Genomic DNA, 21,659 nt, shown 5'->3' with positions numbered 1-21,659 from the left:
CGCCGCTAGCTTATCCCGAAGGATAAACCCGCTCGACTTGCATGTATTAGGCACGCCGCCAGCGTTCGTCCTGAGCCAGGATCAAACTCTCCATAATAGAAAAGCTGACTTGCTCATTTGAAGCTAGCGAGATTTTGCAATCTCTTTTATAGTCGATTACTCGACTGTGCTTACTCACTCGTTGTTCAGTTTTCAAAGATCAATTTCTTTCGTTCACTGCCGTGTTACCGAAGCAGCGAGAAGTAATATACCACATCAGCTCATTCGAATGCAAGAACTATTTTTAAGTTTCTTTCGATTCTCTCGTTCTTTCGTTCGACCGCCGAAGCGACAAGGAGTAATATAACAAATCCTCCAAGGGATTGCAAGTTTTTTCGACTTGGAAATAAACGGAATGAAAAAGGTCCTAGTACAAATGTACCAGGACCTTACCTTATTTTAACCTTGGCTTCCAATAAAGACGTATCGAGCAATAATTAGAAGGGCTAGAATCCACATTAACCAGTGAACGTTGTATTTCTTCTCACTTTTGCCACCTAAATTAGCTGCTGTAGCTAGAACCACATAAGTCACGATTCCGAAGGAAATTCCGTTCGCAATGTTGTATGTGAAAGGCATCAATACAAGTGTAAGGAAAGCTGGGATCGCAACAACGAAGTCTTGGAAGTCGATCTCTTTAATGGATTGAACCATGAGAACACCAACAACAATCAACGCTGCCGCAGTCGCCGAACCTGGAATCAACATAGCAATTGGCGCCAAGAACAGAGCAAGTAAGAAACATACGCCTGTCGTTACAGCCGTTAGACCTGTACGTCCACCCTCTGCTACACCTGCTGCACTCTCTACGAATGCCGTTACCGTACTTGTACCAACCAATGCGCCGCCGCTAACACCGATTGCATCAACGAACATCGCTTTACCTACACGTTTGTTGCCTTCTTCTTTGTTCTTCATAATACCTGCACGAGAAGCTGTTCCTACCATTGTACCGAAGGTATCGAACAACTCAACGAAAGTAAATGTAGCAATAACGGAAACGATCCCGGTTGTCATAATGCCTGCAAAATCAAAATCAGCAAAACGCAGCTTGGACATATCGGGTACCCATGTGGTTTTGTCACTAGTTAGCGTACCTAGATCCACCATACCCATGAAATAACCAACAACCGTTGTAGCAAGAATTCCGAACAAGATCGCGCCACGAACACGAAGCACCATTAAGATGGAGATCAGTAGAATACCTACGATGGTTAAAATAACACCTTTATCTTCTAATGAACCTAGGTGAAAGATCGTTTCAAACGAAAGAACTTCTGTATACTGATGTGCTTTAATATCATTACCAGCTTCAACTGCAACGCTGAGAATGCCGCTGTTTTTGAAACCGATCATGGCAATAAACAACCCAATCCCTACTGTGATCGCATGCTTCAAGCTATCTGGGATAGCGACTAGAAGCATTTGACGAATTTTCGTAACCGTTAGGATGATAAAGATAATCCCGGAGATAAACACGGCCGTGAGTGCCATCGAAAACGTAAATTTACCTTGTGAGGTCAAAATAATCGTCGCGAAGTAAGCATTCAAGCCCATTCCCGGTGCTAGTGCCACAGGAAAGTTTACGAAAAGCCCCATTGCAATCGTCATCACGCCCGCCGCAATAGCTGTTGCTAAGAAAATGGAAGTCCAGTCTCCGCCAGTTGCCCCTGATTTAAATGCACTTAATACATCTGGATTTACCGCAAGGATGTAAGCCATAGTCATGAACGTCGTAATCCCCGCCATGATTTCTGTTCTTACCGTGGTGCCATTTTGTTTCAATTTAAAAAAACGATCCAAATCCATTTTCCTACTCCTCCTAAACGAATGGTGGGGAACAGCAAAAAACCCGGAATCATGTTGCCTGATTCCGGGTACGAAAAAGGAGCCGTCCATATGAGGGCTGCCTTCAATGTGTGAAGTCGCACGAAAAACTCATACGGATACCGTTCCTTTTTTTCGTAGCCAGATCATTTGCGGTGATCTCGTAGAAACTCTCAGGCCAATTCCCGAGATTATACGAAAAACTGTTATCCAATTTCATATTCTAGTGAAGAATTGAGCAAGTGTCAATAAAAAAGACGAACAATCACTGGGTAAAGATTCCCATATCGTTCGTCTTTTTCTAGTTTACTTTCATATTCCCATTCAATGGCAATCATAACCTATAACGCTAGGTTAGAAAGACGAAAACAAGAGCTACAAGAGCAGGCAATCCCTGCACAAGAAGAATTGATTTTTTGGCGGTGGCGCCTCCAAATACAGCTGCCACGAGCACGCACACGAGGAAAAAAATCTCGATTGATCGCCCGACCGAGGCGTCTGGATGGACAAGGCCCCACACAAGACCTGCTGCCAGAAAACCATTGTATAGCCCTTGATTGGCAGCCAAGCTTTTTGTAATCTGAGCATTCTCTTTCGTCATACCGAACGACTTCATCGCGCGCGGGGTTGTCCACAAGAACATTTCCAACACTAGGATATACAAATGCTCAAGTGCAACAAGTCCGACCAAAATCATTGCAATCATTGCCATAACTTTTCCTCCATTCGTACTCCAATTAGGTGTTCCTATTTAATGTAACATATTTATCCAGTCATATCGCTCAAAATAAAAGACTCTCTTCCAGCTGGTCTACAGCTCAAAGAGAGTCTTTCTTTCACACTATTTGTGTTGATTAAACGGCCAATCTATTCCCACTCAATCGTCGCAGGCGGTTTGGACGTGATGTCGTAGACGATACGATTCACATTCTCAACCTCATTTACGATACGAACGGAAATCTTCTCAAGCACATCCCAAGGAATACGAGCCCAGTCAGCAGTCATACCATCGATGGATGTTACTGCGCGGATACCTACTGTGTAGGAGTATGTTCTAGCATCGCCCATAACGCCTACGCTCTTCATGCCAGGAAGCGCCGTGAAGTACTGCCAGATCTCGCGATCTAGGCCAGCTTTGGCGATTTCGTCGCGCAGGATGGCGTCGGATTCACGAACAATTTTCAGCTTATCCTCGGTAACTTCACCTAGAACGCGGATGGCTAGACCAGGACCTGGGAACGGCTGTCTCCATACGATTGCAGAAGGTAGACCACACTCTTCACCGACTTTACGAACTTCGTCTTTGAATAGTGTTTTCAATGGTTCGATGAGCTTGAACTTCATATCTTTCGGCAGACCGCCAACGTTATGATGCGACTTGATCGTTTGTGCGGTAGCTGTACCACTTTCTACGATATCCGTATACAACGTGCCTTGCGCCAAGTAAGTGAAGTCGTCAAACTTGCTGGATTCTTCTTCAAACACGCGAATGAATTCGGTGCCGATGATTTTACGTTTTTGCTCTGGATCCGCTACGCCAGCCAATTTGCCGAGGAAACGATCTTTTGCATCGATTTTGACAACCTTCATATCAAATTTGCCGACAAACGTCTCCATAACGCTTTCGCCTTCACCTTGACGAAGCAAACCATGGTCAATGAACATACATGTCAATTGCGCGCCGATTGCTTTGTGAAGCAAGATCGCAACAACGGAGGAATCCACACCGCCGCTTAGTGCGCAAAGCACTTTTTTATCGCCAACTTCTGCACGAAGTTCTTTAATCATATCTTCCACGAAGGATGACATCGTCCAATCGCCGACACAACCACACACTTCATAGATGAAGTTGTGAATCATTTCGTTCCCTTGAACTGAGTGACGAACCTCTGGGTGGAATTGGACTGCATGAATTTTGCGATCACGGTTGCTCATTGCAGCAATTGGAAGTGACTCCGTGCTAGCTTCAACAACAAAACCTTCAGGTAGAACGGAAACATGGTCACCATGACTCATCCATACGGTTTGTTTCGCCTCTAGGCCTTTGACTAGCGGGCTTTGGTTCGAGAACTCAAGATCTGCTTTGCCATATTCACGCGTATGTGCGCGTTCAACTTTCCCGTTCAATTGGTGGGCAATCAACTGCATGCCATAACAAATACCTAAGATCGGGATACCCAAATCGAAAATGCCAGCATCAACCGAAGGAGCTCCTTCGCCATAAACACTTGCAGGTCCGCCGGAGAACACGATCCCCTTCGGGTTAATCTCACGAATTTTATCAACCGTTGTATTGTGCGGCAGCAATTCGCTGTAAACGCCTAAATCACGGATTCGTCTAGCAATCAGTTGGTTATATTGGCCTCCAAAATCTAAAACGACGATCAATTCACTTGGTTTACTCATATCCGACCTCCTAGGTTCATAGCGATTGAAGATTGGGTAGAACCCTTGTCCGCTTACCGCTATTTCTAGGTACTAATTTTAAACATTAGGCACCTAGGATGTAAAGGGGATTTAATGTGTCTTTTGAATGGCTTTCCAAATTGCTGCAATTTCCCGCTTCGAATAGGCCAAGGCACGCGCCGGATCGTAGCGGACACTTTCATAGATGTGAGCGAAAGCCATCAGTGCCTGTTGCTGCCCTTGATGGGTCACTTGGAGATTCATGACATATTCGCGAACCGTTTGATTGGCAGGCTTTACACCATATTTGCGGAAAAGCTGTCTCCACAGTCGATCCATATACGGCGTCAACGGATGTTGCTGACTAAGAGATCCATTGTTGTAACTTGAGAACTCCACTGTTCTGCGCAACAAGTATCCTTGCCGCCTTAGTACAACATATAGACCAACAAGTAAACAGCTACTGCAAATCAGAACAAAAACGGCACTCTTATAAGCCTTTACTAATTGGATGAGATTATTCTTCATCGTGTGCAACCATTCACTCGATTTGGAAATGACGGATTTCGTCACCGGTGTATTCGTAAGGGAAGCTGTCATCCCAAGCTGCTCCATTGTTGCTGTCGTTAACATATCTCTAGGTTGATCCACGGATATCCCTGAGAAACCAGGTGTCGGCTCGAATGGCACCCATCCCATCGAAGGGAAATAGACTTCAACCCAAGAATGCGCATCTTGATTGCGGACAACTACCTCGCGCAGCCCATTGTCATCGGTGGCGTCTACTGTCCCTTGAGCAAACCCCTTCACCCACCGAGCAGGTACACCGACAGAACGAAGCATAACCACCATGGCCGTTGAAAAATGATCACAATACCCTGTTCGATCAACGAACAGGAAATGACTGACGAAATCTTCGCTTCGGCTGGGATTGGTAGGCTTTTCGAGACTGTAGGGAAAAGTTTGACTTAAATATTGCTCGATCGCTACTGCCTTGGCATAAGGCGTTAACCGGTTTTCAGTAACTTGCTCAGCCGTACTTCGTACCGTCCGCGGCAACGACTCTGGCAATTGCAAATACTCCCGCGTGATTTCTTCTGGATAAGGTGCGATATCTGTGTTCAAAAGGTCAGGATTTTCTTTAATAGGCTGAACGGTGATTTTGTAATAAGAAAGAGGGTCAGCGATCTCCGGCAAGGTCGTTAAGCCACTCGTTTCGGAACTTAACAGACTCCCAGGAGAAATCAGCTTCCCTTTCTCACTCAGCAGCATATCAACGCTCCGCAGCCCACCACCTACGAACAATTGCTTATTCGCCGCCTTCTCATTCATTAAAATCTCCTGCACAATGACCGGAGCTGTTGCCGATGAACTAGAGGCCACGAAAGGTTCTAGCTTCTGAGTAGGCTGGGTCCAGCCTTTGCCATCGTAGAAGCTTTTGGATTCGCCGCGCCAGTAGGTAAGTTCAGAGGTTTTGGCCGTAAACACTGGCGAGGTGTCCACTTGGAGTGGACCTCCTAAGGACGTATCGTTCTGACCATACCCAGAAGTCGCCACGGCCTGGCTTACTCCCGTCTCGTCCTCATAGAGCTCAAATAAACGATCATACCAATGCGCCCAGCTTACTGGCTTCATCAAAGGCTCGGACTCGGTTTGCTTAGCCGACAACCAACCAAGGCCAGACAACATACCAACGACGATCACACTAACGATCAGCCATTGCAAATAATGACGTGAACGCACAGTTGTCACACGATAGGTCTGTTCAATTCTCGAAAGATTGAGAAGAGCCATCAGGATCAGCCCATAACCTAATGTGCGTACGATTCCTTGAACGGTATCTGCCCCTAATACGAGCTGTATGCCTACGAGATAGATTAAGATCGCCATCACAAACCAAAGACTGTGCTGTCTTTGGAGCATTAGAGCTTGAACAACCGAAAGCAGCAACGCCCAACCCATTAGAAACAGGAGCGTGCGCATTTCACCGCTGATAAGATCAAAATGTGCCTGTACGATATATACAAAATCTTGCGCGAGTGTTCTCACCAATGAGAGAATCCATCCTCCAGCAAGCAAGGTCTCACGGTTAAACATATAACCTATAAAAACCACGATAATGCTGCACTTCGCCAACCATCCCCATCCATAAGGGACCCGGAAGCAATCCAGTGCAAGACACAGTGCAAACACAACAAGTATCGGTCCTATTTGGATCAACTCATCGCCCATCCAAGCCAAAGGTCGCAGCCATTCCGAAAGAAGGAGAAAGAGCAGCAGGGTGATGAGGCCATCTCGGAGGAGACTATTGTGTTGTGGCGGCAAGTTGTCTGCGCGGAAGATGAGTTTTGATGGGTTGTGAGATGATGTGTCTGGGTGGGAAGGATTGGCTTGTGGATTGCTAGCATGTGAGATGCCTGCGTGCAACGACGAATTCAATGGCGAACTGCCTGAAATCGAGGTGCGAGATCGTGAAGCGCCTGAGTGAGACTTTTTAAAAAGCGAAGTGCGAGAGCGCGCGGGCAGCCCGCGGCGTGGTTCAAGCGGTTGCATCCGCAACACCCCCTTGCCTTGGCCACTGACTCTGCGGATGCGGCACTTCCGTGAAGCTGCAGCCTGCGGCCTGCAGCTGAGAAGCCCCCTCTCGCTCTGCGACCGAGAGGGAAGGCCGCGCGTGCACGTAGATCACGTGCACGGCTCGGCGCCTAGTGCCGCTATCTGCGATAGCGCGCACCAGCGCCACATCCAGCGTCGACGTGATGCACAGCATCGACGCATGCAGCGGCAAGTCTGCCGCCTCTTTCCTGACGAGGTCAGGAAAAGACAGGGCGGGCTTGCCGCCAACGCTCGCGAGTACTTCGTACGCGAGCGTTAGATCGGGGCGAATCGTCGGCGCGATTCGCCTTACACTTGAGGAGCTGCAGGCGAAGCCGCAGCTCTCTCGCCCACCCGCGGCGGCTTCGAAGAAACCCGCCGCGAGGGCGACGCCCTTCTCCAGCAGCGGCTGCGCCGCTTCTGCTGGGCCCGCCGCAGGCGTGACATCGAGCAGCAGCATCCACTTCGTGGAGGCGGCCTGCTCGGGGTCTTTGGTCATCAGACGGCTCAGGCGAGCCGTCGATTTCCAGTGGATGCGGTGATACGGATCACCGCTGACGTAGTCACGAACGGAGCTGATCAGCGGCGTTTCGCCCTTTGAACTAAGCGTTGTAGAACCTTCCTCCGATTGGAAGGTCATCCCGCTCCGCCCCAATGCATCCGGCCGCGGATAAACAACATAACGTTGTAAATCTTCCCTCTGTATTTTGCGAAGTGCGAAGCCAAAGAGGTCACCTGCCGAAGCTTCAAGGTGAGCAAAACGGTAGCTGCCTCGCATGAGATGGGTCATTTTGTAAGGCAGCAAAATCGACTTCTGAAACCAAGGGAAAAGCAGCTTGCTGTACGTCAGCTTTCTCCCATTTCCTTCATGGATCCAAGTTTCTTTCAACAGCAGCCATGGCAGGGGAACCCAGGAACGATGCTGGATCTCAAGCACAATCGTCACATCTTCACCTGCAAGAAACACGTCACCTGACAGGCGCCGATTCAAGTTCAAACCTTTCAGCGCAAATACATAAAATAATCCTGCCTGTATCCAGATCAACGACAAACAAATGCCTAGATACCACGCAGCAACCCCGCCTTGGCGATAAGCCAAGAAGATCACCAACATACAACTTACGAGCAATAGCGTCGTCTTCCCCCAGCTTTTCATGTCATGCCCCCTACTTCGCTGTGACATAACGAAGAACTGGTGTTTGCATGCCATCTAGTAAGCCCTGAAGAATGAGTTCTGCCGAACGGCCCATCATGCGCGCATCCGATGTCAGAATAAGCCGGTGCGTCCACACAGGTAAAACCAAATCTTTAATATCATCCGGGACAACAAAGGTTCTCCCTTTCACGTACGCCGCCGTTTGTGCGGCACGCATCAACGCATAAGACGCCCTCGGACTTGCGCCTATGTAATAATCAGCATGATCTCGCGTCGCTAAAGCTAAGCGAACAATAAAGTCTTTTAACGTGTTATCCACATGGATCATGGCCGCTTCTTTCTGTAATTGCACGAACTCATCCTGCACAATAACAGGTTTCAAGCTTTCCAACGGGTGACGATCCTGCAGTCGATCCAACATCAGAATCTCTTGATCATGCGTTGGATAGCCAAGTGAGAGCTTCATCATAAACCGATCCATCTGCGCTTCCGGCAACGCGTACGTGCCTTCATAATCCATCGGATTTTGCGTCGCGATGACGACGAATGGTTTCGGCAACTCATAACTTGTGCCGTCAATGGTCACTCGTTTTTCTTCCATCGCTTCTAGGAAAGCAGACTGCGTCTTCGGGGAGGTCCGATTACATTCATCCGCAAGTACGACAGACGTCATTAATGGCCCTGGCCGAAACTCAAACTCATTGCTTTTGACATTAAAAACAGAAATACCTGTCACATCCGAAGGAAGCAGGTCTGGCGTACATTGAATTCTCTTAAACTCGCAACCGATCGTTTTGGCTAACGCGCGTGCTAGCATGGTTTTGCCTACACCAGGAACGTCCTCTAGCAGGAGATGCCCGCCGCTCAACATCGCGATAAAAGCTTTCTCTATCGTATCTCTTTTGCCAACTATCACTTTCTCTACGTTCATGATCATCCGTTCCACAAGAGGCTGCGGTTGATCGAATATTCGGGTTTTCGATGCCATAGACAAGAAGCCTCCTTTATAAGGGTATGCTTCTAGTTTTTCCATCTCTCTACTCTTTTAGACACTATCCTCCCATTGCAAATAGAGAGTTTTTGAGAATAGTATTATTTTCTTTAAAAAAGTGAAGGGGACGCAGCGCCATAGAAACCTCACGGTAGTCGGGGTCCATCACAGCATTCGTAATACGGCCGCCGAGCGATACGATCGTTTTGCGCAGTGGCACGATAATTTGATTATCCTGCATATTCATATCCGCTAACGAATAAGTGGCTGTTTGCTTCCCTAAAGTGAACAAACTAATGCTTCTATTCACAAGATCATAGTCCATATCATAAATGCCGTAATGGGCATTGGCTGTTTTCGTATCCGCCTGCCACGCCACTTTCCCACCCATCTTCTCGATCAGATAGCGCAGAGGCAACTCTATTTGATTCGCATGCAGCTTATAAATCGAAGGTTCTATGGAAAACGTATTCCCTCCGAGTACATGAACCTGCAGAGGCAAAGCAGCTTGCTTCGCTAGAATACGCGCAGCCTCCGCTTCTTCTTCCATCTTCGCTTTCGCTTTCTCTTCAGCTTCTGCCTCAAGCTTCTGCGCGAGGCGCTTTTCCTCTGCCTGCTTCACTAGATCCGACGGGCTCGGATGAGCGACTGCATATTGCTGCGTCTGATCTATCATCCCTTGGAATTGCTTCAAACTCATGTTCCGCGACCATTTCGGCTTCGTGATGGCGAATTGTTTGGGCTTCACTTGATCTGTCAACGTGGCGAAGGCGTAGCCTAGCTTTTTGTAATAGCTAATCACTTGAGGTAGTACTTGGACGGAAGATTCATGGCCTGTTCCATCGTGAAACAGAATGTTGATCTCGTGGTCAAGGGGGGAAGCTTTCACCGTCTGCCAAATTTCATTCACGGGCACATTCGCCCTCTTGGAGTCTCCACTGTCGACATTCCAATCCTCCATGATATAGCCTGCTTGCTCCATCAAATAAAAGTAGTAGGCGTCAAAATTCGTAGCTGTCCCGCCAGGCGCTCGTACGAGTTGAGGTCGTATTCCCACGAGATTTGAAATAACATCTTCGCTGCGCTGGATTTGGTTCCAAAAGGTTTGAAAATCACTATAAAGCTCTTTATAAACATGATTATAGGTATGATTGCCGATGGCATGACCGTCTTTTACGATTCTTTTGAGTTCAGCAGGATGTGCTTTCGCTTGTTCACCAAGTACGAAGAACGTTGCTTTAACATCTTCTTTATCTAAAATATCCAGCACCTGATTCGTCAACTTGCTAGGACCATCATCAAACGTCAGATATACAGTAGGCTGCTCCGGTGTTACATAAGTCCTCTCACTCTTCAGTCGCTTTCCTGCTTGAAGCTGCCCAAACGTCTCTTGTACAGATGGATCAGCTTCATTATCCGCGGCTTTGGCCGGCATGCTACCAACCAAGAGTGAAACTAGTAAAACAACAACCATCATGATTTGAAATCGTAGTCGTCCGTTGTTTGGAGCTTTTACCTGTGAGCGCATCCGATGATCCCTCCGCATGTTCTATCATTTTGACATCTGATAGATTATATGGGCGGAGGTGCGAGAGTATGACATAAAAAAACGATCCCTCTCCGCAAGGAGAAGCATCGCTTTGGGACTCATCATCCCCTATATATATGGAAGAAGCTGGTACGCGCATCTCTACTAAATAAGTTGACGAATACGAGATTCTAAGCAGCCTACTTCATTTCCATCACAGCATCCAGTACAGACTGCACGTGATTTTTAATCTTCACTTTACTCCATTCCTTCACAATGTATCCTTTTTCGTTAATTAGAAAGGTCGATCGAATAATGCCCATGTACTCGCGGCCATATAGCTTTTTCAACGCCCATACCCCATACTTCTCTGCTACCTTATGATTGGTGTCTGAAAGCAGGAGGAACGGCAGCTCGTACTTCGCAATAAATTTGTCATGCGATTTTAGTTCATCCGGACTGATACCGATCACTTCTACACCTAACTCCGCGAATTTCCCATTATAGTCTCGAAAGTCGCAGGATTGCTGGGTACAGGTTGGTGTATTGTCTTGTGGGTAAAAATAAATAACAACTTTACGCCCTTTATAATCGGCTAAAGAAACTTTCTCTCCATTGGAGGCAGGCAGCGAGAAGGCTGGTGCCTTACGCTTAGTTACTGCCGTTTCACTTCCTTTTTTCAATACGGCTCTCTCCTCTTTCTCGTCTTGCTATGTAAATCTTGACTTCCTCCCATTATGCGATATTCCCCGGACGACATCAAACGGAAAAAAGCTGCTACGAATCGTATTGACTCCTGAGCAGCTTTCTATAATAAGAGGTTAAGACCTCACGCTTCCATGTGCCATGGTTCGATGTGCTTCAGTTTATCAGGATTCACGACGATATAGAAAGCCTTGATCTGCCCCTCTTCAAGTTGGAAAGTCATCACATTATTAGGCTGATTATTTACATACGCAACAATGCCTAGTTGTCCGTTCACTGTCGTAAAGGTAAAGCGATAGTCCTCTGGTAATTTGGCCAAAATGCCTGATAAGAACTTGGCAATTCGCTCCACCCCCAAGATAGGATTGGTCGCCGCATTCACCTTGCCTCCACCATCAGAGTATAGAATAGCATCTGATTTCACGATGGTTAACAGTTGAGCGATATTCCCTGACACTAATGCGTGTACGAATTGTTCCACGATTGCTGTCGTTTGTTTCGTTTCACTCGCCCGCTCTGGCGGGAGACTTATCGCATTCTTGGCTCGTCGGAAAATTTGACGGCAATTCGTGCTGCTTTTGCCCACAATCTCCGCGATTTCATCGTATTCATACTGCAGGACCTCGCGAAGCAAGAATACTGCCCGCTCCACCCAAGACAGCTGCTGCAGAAGCAGAAGGTATGCGGTGGAAAGCGATTCTTTGTGCGTATACGCGAGATCAGGTAGGATCTGATTATCCGCGTTTGCGCTTGTCGTTATCAGTGGCTCCGGCAGCCAAGGCCCGACGTAGACCTCTCGTTTCTTGCTGGCAGAGCGCAGGCTATCGATGCAGCGGTTGGTCACGATTTTGCACAGATAAGCCTTGGGATTGTGTACATGGTTCAGATTCGTCTCATTGGCATACAGAAATGCCTCCTGCACCACATCCTCCGCATCCATTACACTGCCCAGCATGCGATACGCTAGTGAAAACATTAACGGTCTATAACTTAGATAGATCTGCTCGGAAGCTTCTGCTCCTGTGATCTCCATCTTGTCACACCTCCCGATCTACTGTTATAGGATAATTTTAAGCGAACTGAGGCATTTTTAAAATAGCTTGAGCCGCACGTCTAGCACTTGCCGCTGAGGCATCCGCGAGCATTTCGCCATGGCTTGCCCAGTCACCCGCTACATAAAGTCCTCGAATGCCCTTAACATCTGGACCTGTTTGCATATTGGTCTTACCTACATGTAAGGTGTCATGGACGACCGTCATGTTCGGCAGAAACTGCTTTGTAACAACTTCTTTTTCCCAACCTGGATGTAGGGTATTCATGGCTGCAGTAAGGGCTTCCTCGTCATCTTTCGGATTACTTTCCCCTTGTCCGTTATATTTGACCATATGCACGACGAGTGTACCGTCCTCACTAAGCTTGGCATTTAAAGTGTGATGCGAGAAAAAGATCGGTTGGTCCAACGCAATCGCTACATCTCGACCTGGAACGGAGAGTTTTCTCAAGGCTAAGTCTAGGCAAGCAGCCTTCGAAGGGCGTGCTTCATCCTTCCACTGTTTCAATATCGTGCGGTCTGCGTTCGGGACTAGTTTGTAAGTCTCCGAGGGGGAGGCGGTGCTAATGATATGCGATACTTCAAGCATTTCTTCACCAGCAAGTTTGATGCCCTGCACCTGACCATTCCCATGCACAATTTCTTTCACGTCGGAACCACTTATGATGTGGACACCTGCATCAATCGCTTTCTGATGAAGCTGATCGACGATCTTTTGCCAGCCTCCGTGGATGTACAGCACTCCTTTTAATGAGCGCTGTACCTGCCCTAGCACCGGACCAGCAAGCTGATGATCTGGATCAAATGTGTAAGTTGCCGTTCGGCACAAAGAGTAAAAAATGTGACGAACCATCGGATCAGCAATCTCTTGCTCCGCCCACTGTCTGAGCGGTGCGTTTCCAACCTTGCTGGCGTCCATTTTAGATAACCGTATGACGAGTCGCAGAAGTCCCAGTTTCCCGGACCACGAAAGCAGCTTCGATGTGAGCATGCTGAGCGGTGTTGCCGGCATCGGTACTACTCCTTTGTTCCACAATGCATTGACCTTTGCAGAAGGTGGGCCTCCTTCGATGCGAACACCAAGCTCTTGCAGAATGCGAAAAGCATCTCCTGCCCGGTATAACGCATGTCCGCCAAGGTTGAAAAGTACGCCATTTTTGTTATTCGTCATCGCTCTGCCGCCCATTCGTCCCGAACGTTCCAGCAGAACAACACTTCGGCCACCTTTAGCCACTTCAAGTGCAGCAATGAATCCAGCTAAGCCTCCGCCAATGACGGCTGTATCGTATTTGGTCATGTTCATCATCCTCCAATTTCGCTTTATATCTATAAGGCGAAATAGTCGGATGGTTTGTGACAAGAGCAGAAAGAATTATGAGGATGCGGGGCTTAGGCGTGGAGTTGAGGTGGATGAGGTGAGGAATTGACTGTACGGATTGAGGTAGTTGAGGTGGCTTGTCCGCGTGTTTAGCTGTATAACATACAGGTATTTCTCGCGGATTCGATGGTTTTCCAGCATTAGCTGTAAAAACGGCAGTTAATTTCATGCAACTTTGAAGAATCGGGACAAAAGTTGAAATTTATCTGTATGAAATCCAGTTAACCCCTCAGAAACGTGAAAAACAGTTCGAATAGATGTAGAAAATCCAGATAGTCAGATAAGTAACAGCTAAGGCTAAGCGTAGGTGGGGGCACGTTGGCGAAACAAGGTTGGGGTTGGATAGAATGCAGCAAACCAATTAATTTATAATCCACAGGCGAATTTCTGTGGATAACTCAACATGTGGATATGTTAATACCTATCGTCTTAGTTATGCACAACAGGGACTTAAGGCCCTGTGGACTTGTGGGTAACTCTGTGGATAGATGTGAATAAGTATAAAAAGAAGCGCCTTTTGTTGCTGCAACAGCCTCTGATACGACCCTTGTTTACTTTTGTAATCACCCCATTTAGGATCGCTGTTATACCACTTCATTCATCCAACCCACTACAATTCAAACGCCAATAGCACCACTGATGTGCTTCAGCTATACTTACTCACAATTACACTTACATCAACTTGTACACATTCCCTACCTAATCCTTTTCCTCTATCTATCCCCACCATCTACAGACTCTCCCCAATGAAACGGAACGTCCTTCCGCCATTCGAGTGAATATCTGCAACTTCCAATATTTGCGGAACGAGGATCCGCTATTTCATGGAATTCGGACACAAACCTTTCATTCCAGCGAAATAGCGCCCTCACGTTCCGCAGCTCCAAGAAAACTAACTCCTCTTGGCTACTTATACTTACTGCCCTCAAGCGTAATTCCTTTTTGCAGCCGCAACGCTTCCCTCCAATAGTAGCCTGCAACGGCAATATCGAAGATGCCTAAGCCCATCGGATTGAAAAAAACGGGTTCGTGCACTTCCACCTTAGCAAGCTGGTCGCGAAGCACTACATCGGCTAAAGTGTGTACATCCGATTCTTGTAAGTTATTCAACAGATGTAGCTGCTCGATATCCGTCTGCTCACGGCATACTTCGCGCCAATCATCCACAATGATTGCTTTCACGTCAGCAACGCTTTCCGCTTTATAATCCCGGAGGGATACATTGAGAAGGAGCGCACCGCGAGGCGGGGTTTCATCAATGTACCTCTCCGCTGACACGGTGCAGGTCATAATCACATTAGCCTCGCGGTAGCCCATGCGCCAATCATTAATAACTTGCGTCCTGCTCTGAATAGCAGCAGGAACCGTTTCAAATTCGACACCATTCAGATCATAAATCCGAACCTCTTCAATCCATTCGCCAAACAAAGCAGCACACATATCCAGATGCAGCCGCCCAATGGGTCCCCACCCGATTAAGTGAATGCGCAAACGCTCAGGCTGCCTGACCATCACAAATTGACTCAACATCACACCGCTCACCGCTGCGGTCCGAAGGCCATTTAACAGTCCGCTGTGGATAAATGCCAGTGGCTCACCAGTCGAGGGTTTATTCAGAATCAGCGTATTATTAGCCCGGGGAAGTCCCTTAAGGCGATTGTCTGGAAAGCTCGCAATCCATTTAATGCCCGAAATATTGATGTTACCGCCTACGTAAGCAGGCATTGCAATAATCCGGTTTTTCGGATCGCGGAAACGTAAGTACGGCTTCAAAGGATGAGCACAATCCCCACTGTCTTGTATGGCAATGACATCTTGAATGATGTCGGTTAGCTTCTTCCAATCGATTCCGATCTCTCGGATATGGTCATCCTGTAAATACAACATTCGCTAGTCTCCCATGCTAGTTACTCGGTGTATACCCTATCTCTCGCCCAACCCATTCATCGTTGTACACCGTATTCAAATATCGTTCACCACGGTCCGGCAAAATTGCTGCGCAAATCGCTCCAGGTGGAATGGAATCGCTCAGTCTGCGTATCGCCGAAATAACACCTCCGGAGGAAGCTCCTGCTAGAACGGCCTCTTCACGAACTAATGCGCGGCAGCCCTCCACACAGTCCCTATCGGATACGTAGATGACTTTGTCCGCTACATCATGCCGATGCAAGCCAGGTGTGATACCTGCGCCTAGTCCAGGGAATTTCCTTGAACCTTTTTCTCCGCCAAAAATAACACTGCCTTCGGCATCCACCGCCACGATCTGTGTCGACCATCCGCGACTGCGAATGTACTCCATGCATCCTCGAATCGTTCCACATGAGCTGACGCCGCAAAATAAATAGTCAACCTTACCTAACTGCTCGCCAATTTCCCGCATCGTTGTCTCGCTATGAGCCAGCGCATTGTCTGGACTTCCATACTGATTCGTCCAGTAGGCATTCGGGATTTGACTCACCAGCTCCGCTACCCGACGGATGCGTGCTGGCAGAAACTCGCCTGTCGCCTCATCCGGCACGGAAACGAGGTCAATCTCCCCTTGGAAGCTGCGGATGATTTGCAAATGCTGCTGCGTCGTACGCGGATCGACAACGCAGATGAAGCGAAGCCCTAGGTACCGGCAAAGTTGAGCGAGACTAATCGCCAAATTGCCGGAGCTCGACTCCACGATGACACTCTCGCTCGTCACTTCACCACGGCGGATCGCCTCCCGCAGCATGAACAAAGCTGGCCGATCCTTTGCGCTGCCGCCGGGGTTCATCCACTCCATTTTGCCATAAACCTCAAAGGGTTGATCCTTAAACAAACGTGATAGCCGAATAAGCGGCGTATGTCCGATCGCACGAACAATTCCTCCTTCAAGCTCCATTCGCTTCCTCCCCTCCTTTATGTGTAAAAAATCTTTTTATTTTTCACGAAGGTGCGGTTCTGTGAATCCTCAAAGGTGCCCCCGATAACTTGGATACCATCCAAAAGTTTTGCCTGAATCATCATGCCGATAGCTGGAATGCGGCTTTCTACATCCGTACGAATGCTGTTAAGAACAGCTGGAGTTGCCAGGGCACTGTAGACATAAACAGTCAATCCATTGCCGCTCACCTGTACACGAACGCTGGCTTCACGCAGATGACGATAGACGACATCCTCGATGTCATAGATACTGATTTTCTCCCCGTGCTTCAGGTCGGGTCCAATACGCTTTACAACACTCTGAAAGCTCTGCGTTGGAATGCCATCCACATCAATAGCTTTCAAATCACGTACAACATCGTAGGTGACATAGCGCAGCGCTGGGAACGCGTCCCTTACGGACGAGGTGAGGACCAGAACTTGCTCCAACTCATCCGGTAGCGGCTCCAGATCGCCATCGAGCAGTTCTGCTTTGACACCCTCTGCGACGATACCCTCCGCAAATAAATACCTACCATGCTTGTGTGAAAAGTAGGCAATCGTCCCAATTTCGATAGAACCGTACGTATCGGTGACCTGCGTCTCCGCTATCCCCAGTCTTTCGGCCGTGCGTTGTCTCCATCCCGGTGAAGCAATCTCCCCAACGAGAATGACATGCTGGATGCCATAGTGGGCAGGATTCTCCGACGCTTGCAAAATCCGATCCAAAATCGACGGCATTGTATATAGCACCTCGGGTCTAAAGCTTTGAAGTCGCTCGATATGCTGCTCGATCGGAAGCCGAAAGGAAACCGATTCCACCTCCATGCCGAGTTCGCGAAACACTTCGACGGCCGTTGCTTCCGCATGCCCTGTACCCATGTCTGCCATCGCAGTTCGATAACGTGTTCCTTCCAGAATAGTTCGGAACACGTCCAGTTTAATTCGCAGATAAGCTTCTTCATCTGAGCGGGAGTAAAAAATCGTCTTCCGCCGCTTCGAACTCGTACCTGACGTTTGATACCGATTCATTTCCTCAACTTGTAGAAACGGGTTGGCATCCGTGTAGTAATACGATTCCAACACACCAGCTGACACTAACGGTAGTGCAGCGTGTTCTTCCTGTTCGTGTCCTGATAGCAACCAGGGAAATTGCCGCTTCATCTTTTGTATAACTTCCTTTATTCGCATAGACGTGCGGCTCCTCCTCTCAGCTCTACTAACTGCACCTCTAACCCAAATCCACCTGACTACATATTCTATGCGCCCTTCCCGCCCATCGTTCTTTTTTCCTAATTACCTAAATCATTTCCTTGTTCACCCGCCTCCAGCGTCGCTCATATCATAATTGAAATAATGAAACGCCAAACTCGGTTAGAGAGAGGATCATCACCATGACAAGTTCACTGAAGGCCGTTTCAAGCAAATGGATAAAAACACGCATCACGCTGCGGAATGTGAAATTAAGAAAGTATGTGCCAACTACACATCCTTTTGAGCGAAATCGACTATCTGCCATGCTCGCCCAGTATGGCATGCTCTATGTTAAACCCGATATCGGTTCCCTCGGGATAGGCGTTATGCGCGTTGAGAAACGAGGAGGAGCCTATCGCTATCAGCGTGGGGTGAACATTTACCGTTTTCCGACATTTGAGAAGCTATATCAGTCCCTGAGGCACCGCTGCGGCACCAAGCGCTATCTCATTCAAAAAGGTATTCACGTGCTAACGCACGAAGGCAATCCCTATGACTTCCGTGTCATGATTCAGCGAAACCCTTCGGGGAAATGGGAATGTACGGGGACTGCAGCCAGGGTCGCTCATCCACAGAAGGCTGTCACCAATGGCAGTCAAGGCGGCACCATCTACAGTCCTTATGACCTCCTGGAACCCCGAATCGGTGTCCAAGCAACGTCTATTCTTATGCATGAAATGGAAAGAGTAGCCTATCTCACCGCAGGTCAAATAAGCCGCACCTACCCGGGCATGAATGAGCTCGGCATCGATATCGCTGTCGATCAGCGGCTGAAGCCATGGATCCTCGAGGTCAACACAAGGCCTGATCCGTGCCCCTTCACCAAACTTGCGGATCAAACCATCATCCGCAAAATCGTCCGATTCGGCAGAGCCAATGGCCGCAAGTATGATTTGACCTGCTCGAAGGCGAAGAAAGCACCGAAACGGCATATTTCGACCGCTTCAATCGAGCAGCCTCTCCCGAGCGTAGAACCACCTTCCGAACTGACTTTGGATAGTGAATAATGTTTTTTAAGGTTTCTGCCAGATAAATGATATAAGGCCGTCCTACAAGGTTATTTACCTTGTAAGACGGCCTTACGATTTGAGCTATGAACCTGCGCCGCGATAGCGCTTCACGCCAATATTCCACACCGTGATACCTAGCGCACTGAACGCGATGCCGACCACAGGAGTTAACAGAGCAAACCACTTCCAGTTCTCTGGGTCAATGAAATAGGCGGCTGGATAAAAACCAACGAACGCAAACGGCAGTATCCACGTCAGAATACTTCTGAGTAACTTATTGTAAATCGTCGCTGGATAACGACCATAGTTCTGAATGTTCCAAATCAACGGCAAGATGCCAGTTGGCGCATCGGAGAAGAAGGCTAATGAGGTCAGCGAGATGTATACGCCTGCATATATGAGGATCGAGCCCACCACCATGACGATAAAGATCAGCGGATCATGCCAGTGGAATGGCAGATCCAACTGCACCCAGGAGTAGATCATTACAACCAAACCTGCCAGTGCACTGAACATGGAAGCTGGATCGAGATTCTCGAGCATAAGCTGCCATAGATTATATGCCGGCCGCGTTAGGATACGATCCATTTCCCCTTTGACAATGTAGCGCTCGCTAAAGCCCCACAGATTAAAAAAGGAAATAAATATGCCATATGGGATCATAAAATAACCGTAGATGAACAAAATTTGTTCTTGATTCCAGCCGCCTAGCGATTGCGTTTGCAGAAAGACGACAAGAATGAAGAATAGATTCAACCCATTGAATAACAAGTCGGACAGCACTTCAATCCAAAAATCGGATCGGTAGGTGAGCCTTGTTTTCATGTAGTTTTTGAAATAATCGAAAATGAGGGTGATATAGAACATGCGTTACCCTCCCTGTACGAATAGACGTGTTTTGGATTTTACCCACAGCACATAGATCGGAATAATAAGGAGCAGGAACCAGAGAACTTGTACGCCAAAGTTTTGGAGTATCGCGTTGCCCGTTATTTTTCCGGTAAACACTGCACTGGGTAAATAAGTGATCGCCTGAAAGGGCAGCCACTCCAGAATCGACTTGGACCATCCTGGGAAAAAGGAAATCGGAATAATGAGCCCTGAAAAAAGGTCTACCGCTACGCGCTTCATGCGCATAAGGCCTTCATTGTTTTCGAGGAAAAAGGCAAACAAGCCCGTAATGATATTCAATTGCGTGTTAATCAAAAAGCTAAAGAACAGCATCACTAAGTAAATGACCCACAAGCTCGGATCTGTTGGGAATTGAATCGGGAGCAGCAGCCAGATCAGGATCATACCAGGTGTCGTGAAGAGCAGAAGACGGAATACACCTTCGCCTAAGCCTTGCATCATTTTCACAAAAATATAATTGTAGGGCCGGATGAATTGAATGGCGACACTGCCATCCCGAATCTCGTTAGCAATCTCACGATCTAGGTTATTAAAATAGAAAGCGCGGCCCATCCAGGAAATCGCCACATAGGTTGTCATTTGACCAAGGGTAAGACCACCGATGACAGCTTGGTCGCCATAAATCGCTTTATATACGAAATAGTACGAGCCAATATTAAGCGCATAGATCAGGATCCCGCTGTAATAATTCACCCGATAAGCGAGCATCATGAGAAACCGCATGCGTATAACTTCTATATAAGCTCTATGCATGGATCGTAACTCCCTCTGGCTGATCAATCTCCAAACGTTTCACTTCGGCCGAGCCTGATTTATAAATTTCACGGACAATATCATCCGTATTCGTTTCATTAATCTTGATATCTTGGATTTGCAGCACGCCAACGACGCGGCTTAACACTTCCGAGATATTCGCTCTTTCGTACGGAATGAACACTTTGGCGGATAGCTCATTCTCAAGCTGCCAAGCTACATCCAAGCCAAGGGTCAGCTCTTGAAGTCGCGCTAACGTTGTTGGGTGTTCGAACTGAAGGACAACTTCTTTTCCTTTTCCCCATCTGGCTTTCAGCTCTTCCAGACCGCCATCATAAATAATTCGGCCGTCATCTAGCATAATAACACGGGAGCACAGTGCCTCGATGTCCTGCAAATCATGCGTTGTCAGCAGAATCGTCGTCTCATATCGCTGATTGAGCGACTTCAGAAATTCACGGATCTCTGTTTTTACAACAATGTCGAGGCCAATGGTTGGCTCATCCAGAAATAAAATTTCAGGATTATGCAGCAAGGAAGCCGCTAATTCACAGCGCATCCGCTGACCTAAGCTCAGCTTACGAACAGGTCGTGATAGAAGATCCGACAGCTGCAAACGGTCGACGAGCTCATCGAGACGTTTTTTATAATCGGCTTCGGAGACGCGGTATACCTTTTTCAACAGCTGGAAAGACTCAACAACACCAATATCCCACCAGAGCTGGCTGCGCTGACCGAAAACAACACCGATCCCAGCGACGAATTTCTCCCGCTCTTTGAATGGCACATAACCATTCACTTTGATGTGACCGGACGTAGGAACGAGAATACCCGTTAACATTTTGATCGTCGTCGATTTTCCGGCACCATTTTCACCGATATATCCACAAATTTCGCCTTTTGGAATCTGAAAGCTTATGTCCTTCACAGCTGTAATTTGCTTATACTCACGTTTGAATAAATCTTGCACGGCACCTTTGAGGCCACCGCGGCTTTGCTGAACTTGAAATTCTTTGCGCAGCATTTGAACATCTATGGCTAACATGCGTCTTCCCCCCTGACTTCGTCGTCTCGGTTACAGATTACGGCAACATTCGTCATAACTTGCTATCGAAGTTTCGTAGCATCTATAATATGGATCATAATGACGTTTCCTACAACCGTA

Annotated in this window: 17 protein-coding genes, 1 rRNA gene and 1 riboswitch; of the genes, 1 reads left to right on the top strand and 17 read right to left on the bottom strand. The window is 47.7% G+C overall.

Annotated elements, in window-relative coordinates:
• The 14 genes from L6I86_RS14950 to L6I86_RS14885 all read right to left on the bottom strand — a co-directional run.
• Window positions 1–97 (bottom strand): 16S ribosomal RNA (locus L6I86_RS14950); the annotation flags it as partial.
• A 341-nt stretch (window positions 98–438) separates the two neighbouring features.
• A complete protein-coding gene (locus L6I86_RS14945) occupies window positions 439–1,842 on the bottom strand; it encodes an NCS2 family permease (protein ID WP_056617673.1) in 1,404 nt (467 codons plus the stop codon).
• Between the two features lie 142 nt (window positions 1,843–1,984).
• Window positions 1,985–2,085, bottom strand: a riboswitch (purine riboswitch).
• Between the two features lie 130 nt (window positions 2,086–2,215).
• On the bottom strand, window positions 2,216–2,578 hold the full coding sequence (locus tag L6I86_RS14940; RefSeq protein WP_236288253.1) for a DUF1304 domain-containing protein: 363 nt from the start codon (window positions 2,576–2,578) through the stop codon (window positions 2,216–2,218).
• Between the two features lie 155 nt (window positions 2,579–2,733).
• A complete protein-coding gene (gene guaA / locus L6I86_RS14935; protein WP_173118255.1) occupies window positions 2,734–4,272 on the bottom strand; it encodes a glutamine-hydrolyzing GMP synthase in 1,539 nt (512 codons plus the stop codon).
• 111 nt (window positions 4,273–4,383) lie between these two features.
• Window positions 4,384–6,825 (bottom strand): transglutaminase TgpA family protein, encoded by a 2,442-nt coding sequence (locus tag L6I86_RS14930; protein WP_236288251.1) that lies wholly within the window; start codon window positions 6,823–6,825, stop codon window positions 4,384–4,386.
• Window positions 6,812–8,023: a DUF58 domain-containing protein gene (locus L6I86_RS14925; RefSeq protein WP_236288249.1), complete on the bottom strand. Its 1,212-nt coding sequence runs from the start codon at window positions 8,021–8,023 to the stop codon at window positions 6,812–6,814. Before L6I86_RS14925 ends, L6I86_RS14930 begins: the two co-directional genes overlap by 14 nt.
• A 10-nt stretch (window positions 8,024–8,033) precedes the next feature.
• Window positions 8,034–9,011, bottom strand: a complete 978-nt coding sequence (locus tag L6I86_RS14920) for an AAA family ATPase (RefSeq protein WP_236288247.1) — start codon at window positions 9,009–9,011, stop codon at window positions 8,034–8,036.
• A 64-nt stretch (window positions 9,012–9,075) separates the two neighbouring features.
• The gene (locus L6I86_RS14915; protein WP_236288245.1) at window positions 9,076–10,542 is read right to left on the bottom strand and encodes a polysaccharide deacetylase family protein; all 1,467 of its coding nucleotides are present in this window, start codon (window positions 10,540–10,542) and stop codon (window positions 9,076–9,078) included.
• Window positions 10,543–10,742: 200 nt separating this feature from the next.
• On the bottom strand, window positions 10,743–11,225 hold the full coding sequence (gene bcp / locus L6I86_RS14910) for a thioredoxin-dependent thiol peroxidase (RefSeq protein WP_236288242.1): 483 nt from the start codon (window positions 11,223–11,225) through the stop codon (window positions 10,743–10,745).
• Window positions 11,226–11,371: 146 nt separating this feature from the next.
• A complete protein-coding gene (locus tag L6I86_RS14905) occupies window positions 11,372–12,280 on the bottom strand; it encodes an RNA polymerase sigma-70 factor (RefSeq protein ID WP_236288240.1) in 909 nt (302 codons plus the stop codon).
• A gap of 37 nt (window positions 12,281–12,317) precedes the next feature.
• Window positions 12,318–13,595: a phytoene desaturase family protein gene (locus tag L6I86_RS14900; protein WP_236288238.1), complete on the bottom strand. Its 1,278-nt coding sequence runs from the start codon at window positions 13,593–13,595 to the stop codon at window positions 12,318–12,320.
• 987 nt (window positions 13,596–14,582) lie between these two features.
• Window positions 14,583–15,563 (bottom strand): 2,3-diaminopropionate biosynthesis protein SbnB, encoded by a 981-nt coding sequence (locus L6I86_RS14895; RefSeq protein ID WP_236288237.1) that lies wholly within the window; start codon window positions 15,561–15,563, stop codon window positions 14,583–14,585.
• Between the two features lie 16 nt (window positions 15,564–15,579).
• Window positions 15,580–16,545 (bottom strand): 2,3-diaminopropionate biosynthesis protein SbnA, encoded by a 966-nt coding sequence (gene sbnA / locus L6I86_RS14890; RefSeq protein ID WP_236288235.1) that lies wholly within the window; start codon window positions 16,543–16,545, stop codon window positions 15,580–15,582.
• Between the two features lie 17 nt (window positions 16,546–16,562).
• On the bottom strand, window positions 16,563–17,756 hold the full coding sequence (locus tag L6I86_RS14885; RefSeq protein WP_236288233.1) for an AMP-binding protein: 1,194 nt from the start codon (window positions 17,754–17,756) through the stop codon (window positions 16,563–16,565).
• Between the two features lie 203 nt (window positions 17,757–17,959).
• On the opposite strand from L6I86_RS14885, the gene L6I86_RS14880 reads away from it, so the two are divergent.
• Window positions 17,960–18,826: a YheC/YheD family protein gene (locus tag L6I86_RS14880; protein ID WP_236288231.1), complete on the top strand. Its 867-nt coding sequence runs from the start codon at window positions 17,960–17,962 to the stop codon at window positions 18,824–18,826.
• Window positions 18,827–18,910: 84 nt separating this feature from the next.
• On the opposite strand, the gene L6I86_RS14875 is transcribed toward L6I86_RS14880, so the two are convergent.
• The 3 genes from L6I86_RS14875 to L6I86_RS14865 are packed head-to-tail and all read right to left on the bottom strand — an operon-like array spanning window position 18,911 to window position 21,539.
• Complete coding sequence (locus tag L6I86_RS14875; protein WP_057313366.1) at window positions 18,911–19,696, bottom strand: ABC transporter permease; 786 nt, start codon at window positions 19,694–19,696, stop codon at window positions 18,911–18,913.
• A 3-nt stretch (window positions 19,697–19,699) separates the two neighbouring features.
• On the bottom strand, window positions 19,700–20,494 hold the full coding sequence (locus L6I86_RS14870) for an ABC transporter permease (RefSeq protein WP_236288229.1): 795 nt from the start codon (window positions 20,492–20,494) through the stop codon (window positions 19,700–19,702).
• Window positions 20,487–21,539: an ABC transporter ATP-binding protein gene (locus L6I86_RS14865; RefSeq protein WP_236288227.1), complete on the bottom strand. Its 1,053-nt coding sequence runs from the start codon at window positions 21,537–21,539 to the stop codon at window positions 20,487–20,489. The genes L6I86_RS14870 and L6I86_RS14865 overlap by 8 nt, the downstream gene beginning before the upstream one ends.
• Window positions 21,540–21,659: the final 120 nt, after the last annotated feature.

It is taken from the genome of Paenibacillus allorhizoplanae (assembly GCF_927798215.1).
Classification (GTDB): domain Bacteria; phylum Bacillota; class Bacilli; order Paenibacillales; family NBRC-103111; genus Paenibacillus_E; species Paenibacillus_E allorhizoplanae.
Note: the sequence above shows the minus strand (reverse complement) of the source record. Positions and strands in the feature narration are given on the sequence as shown.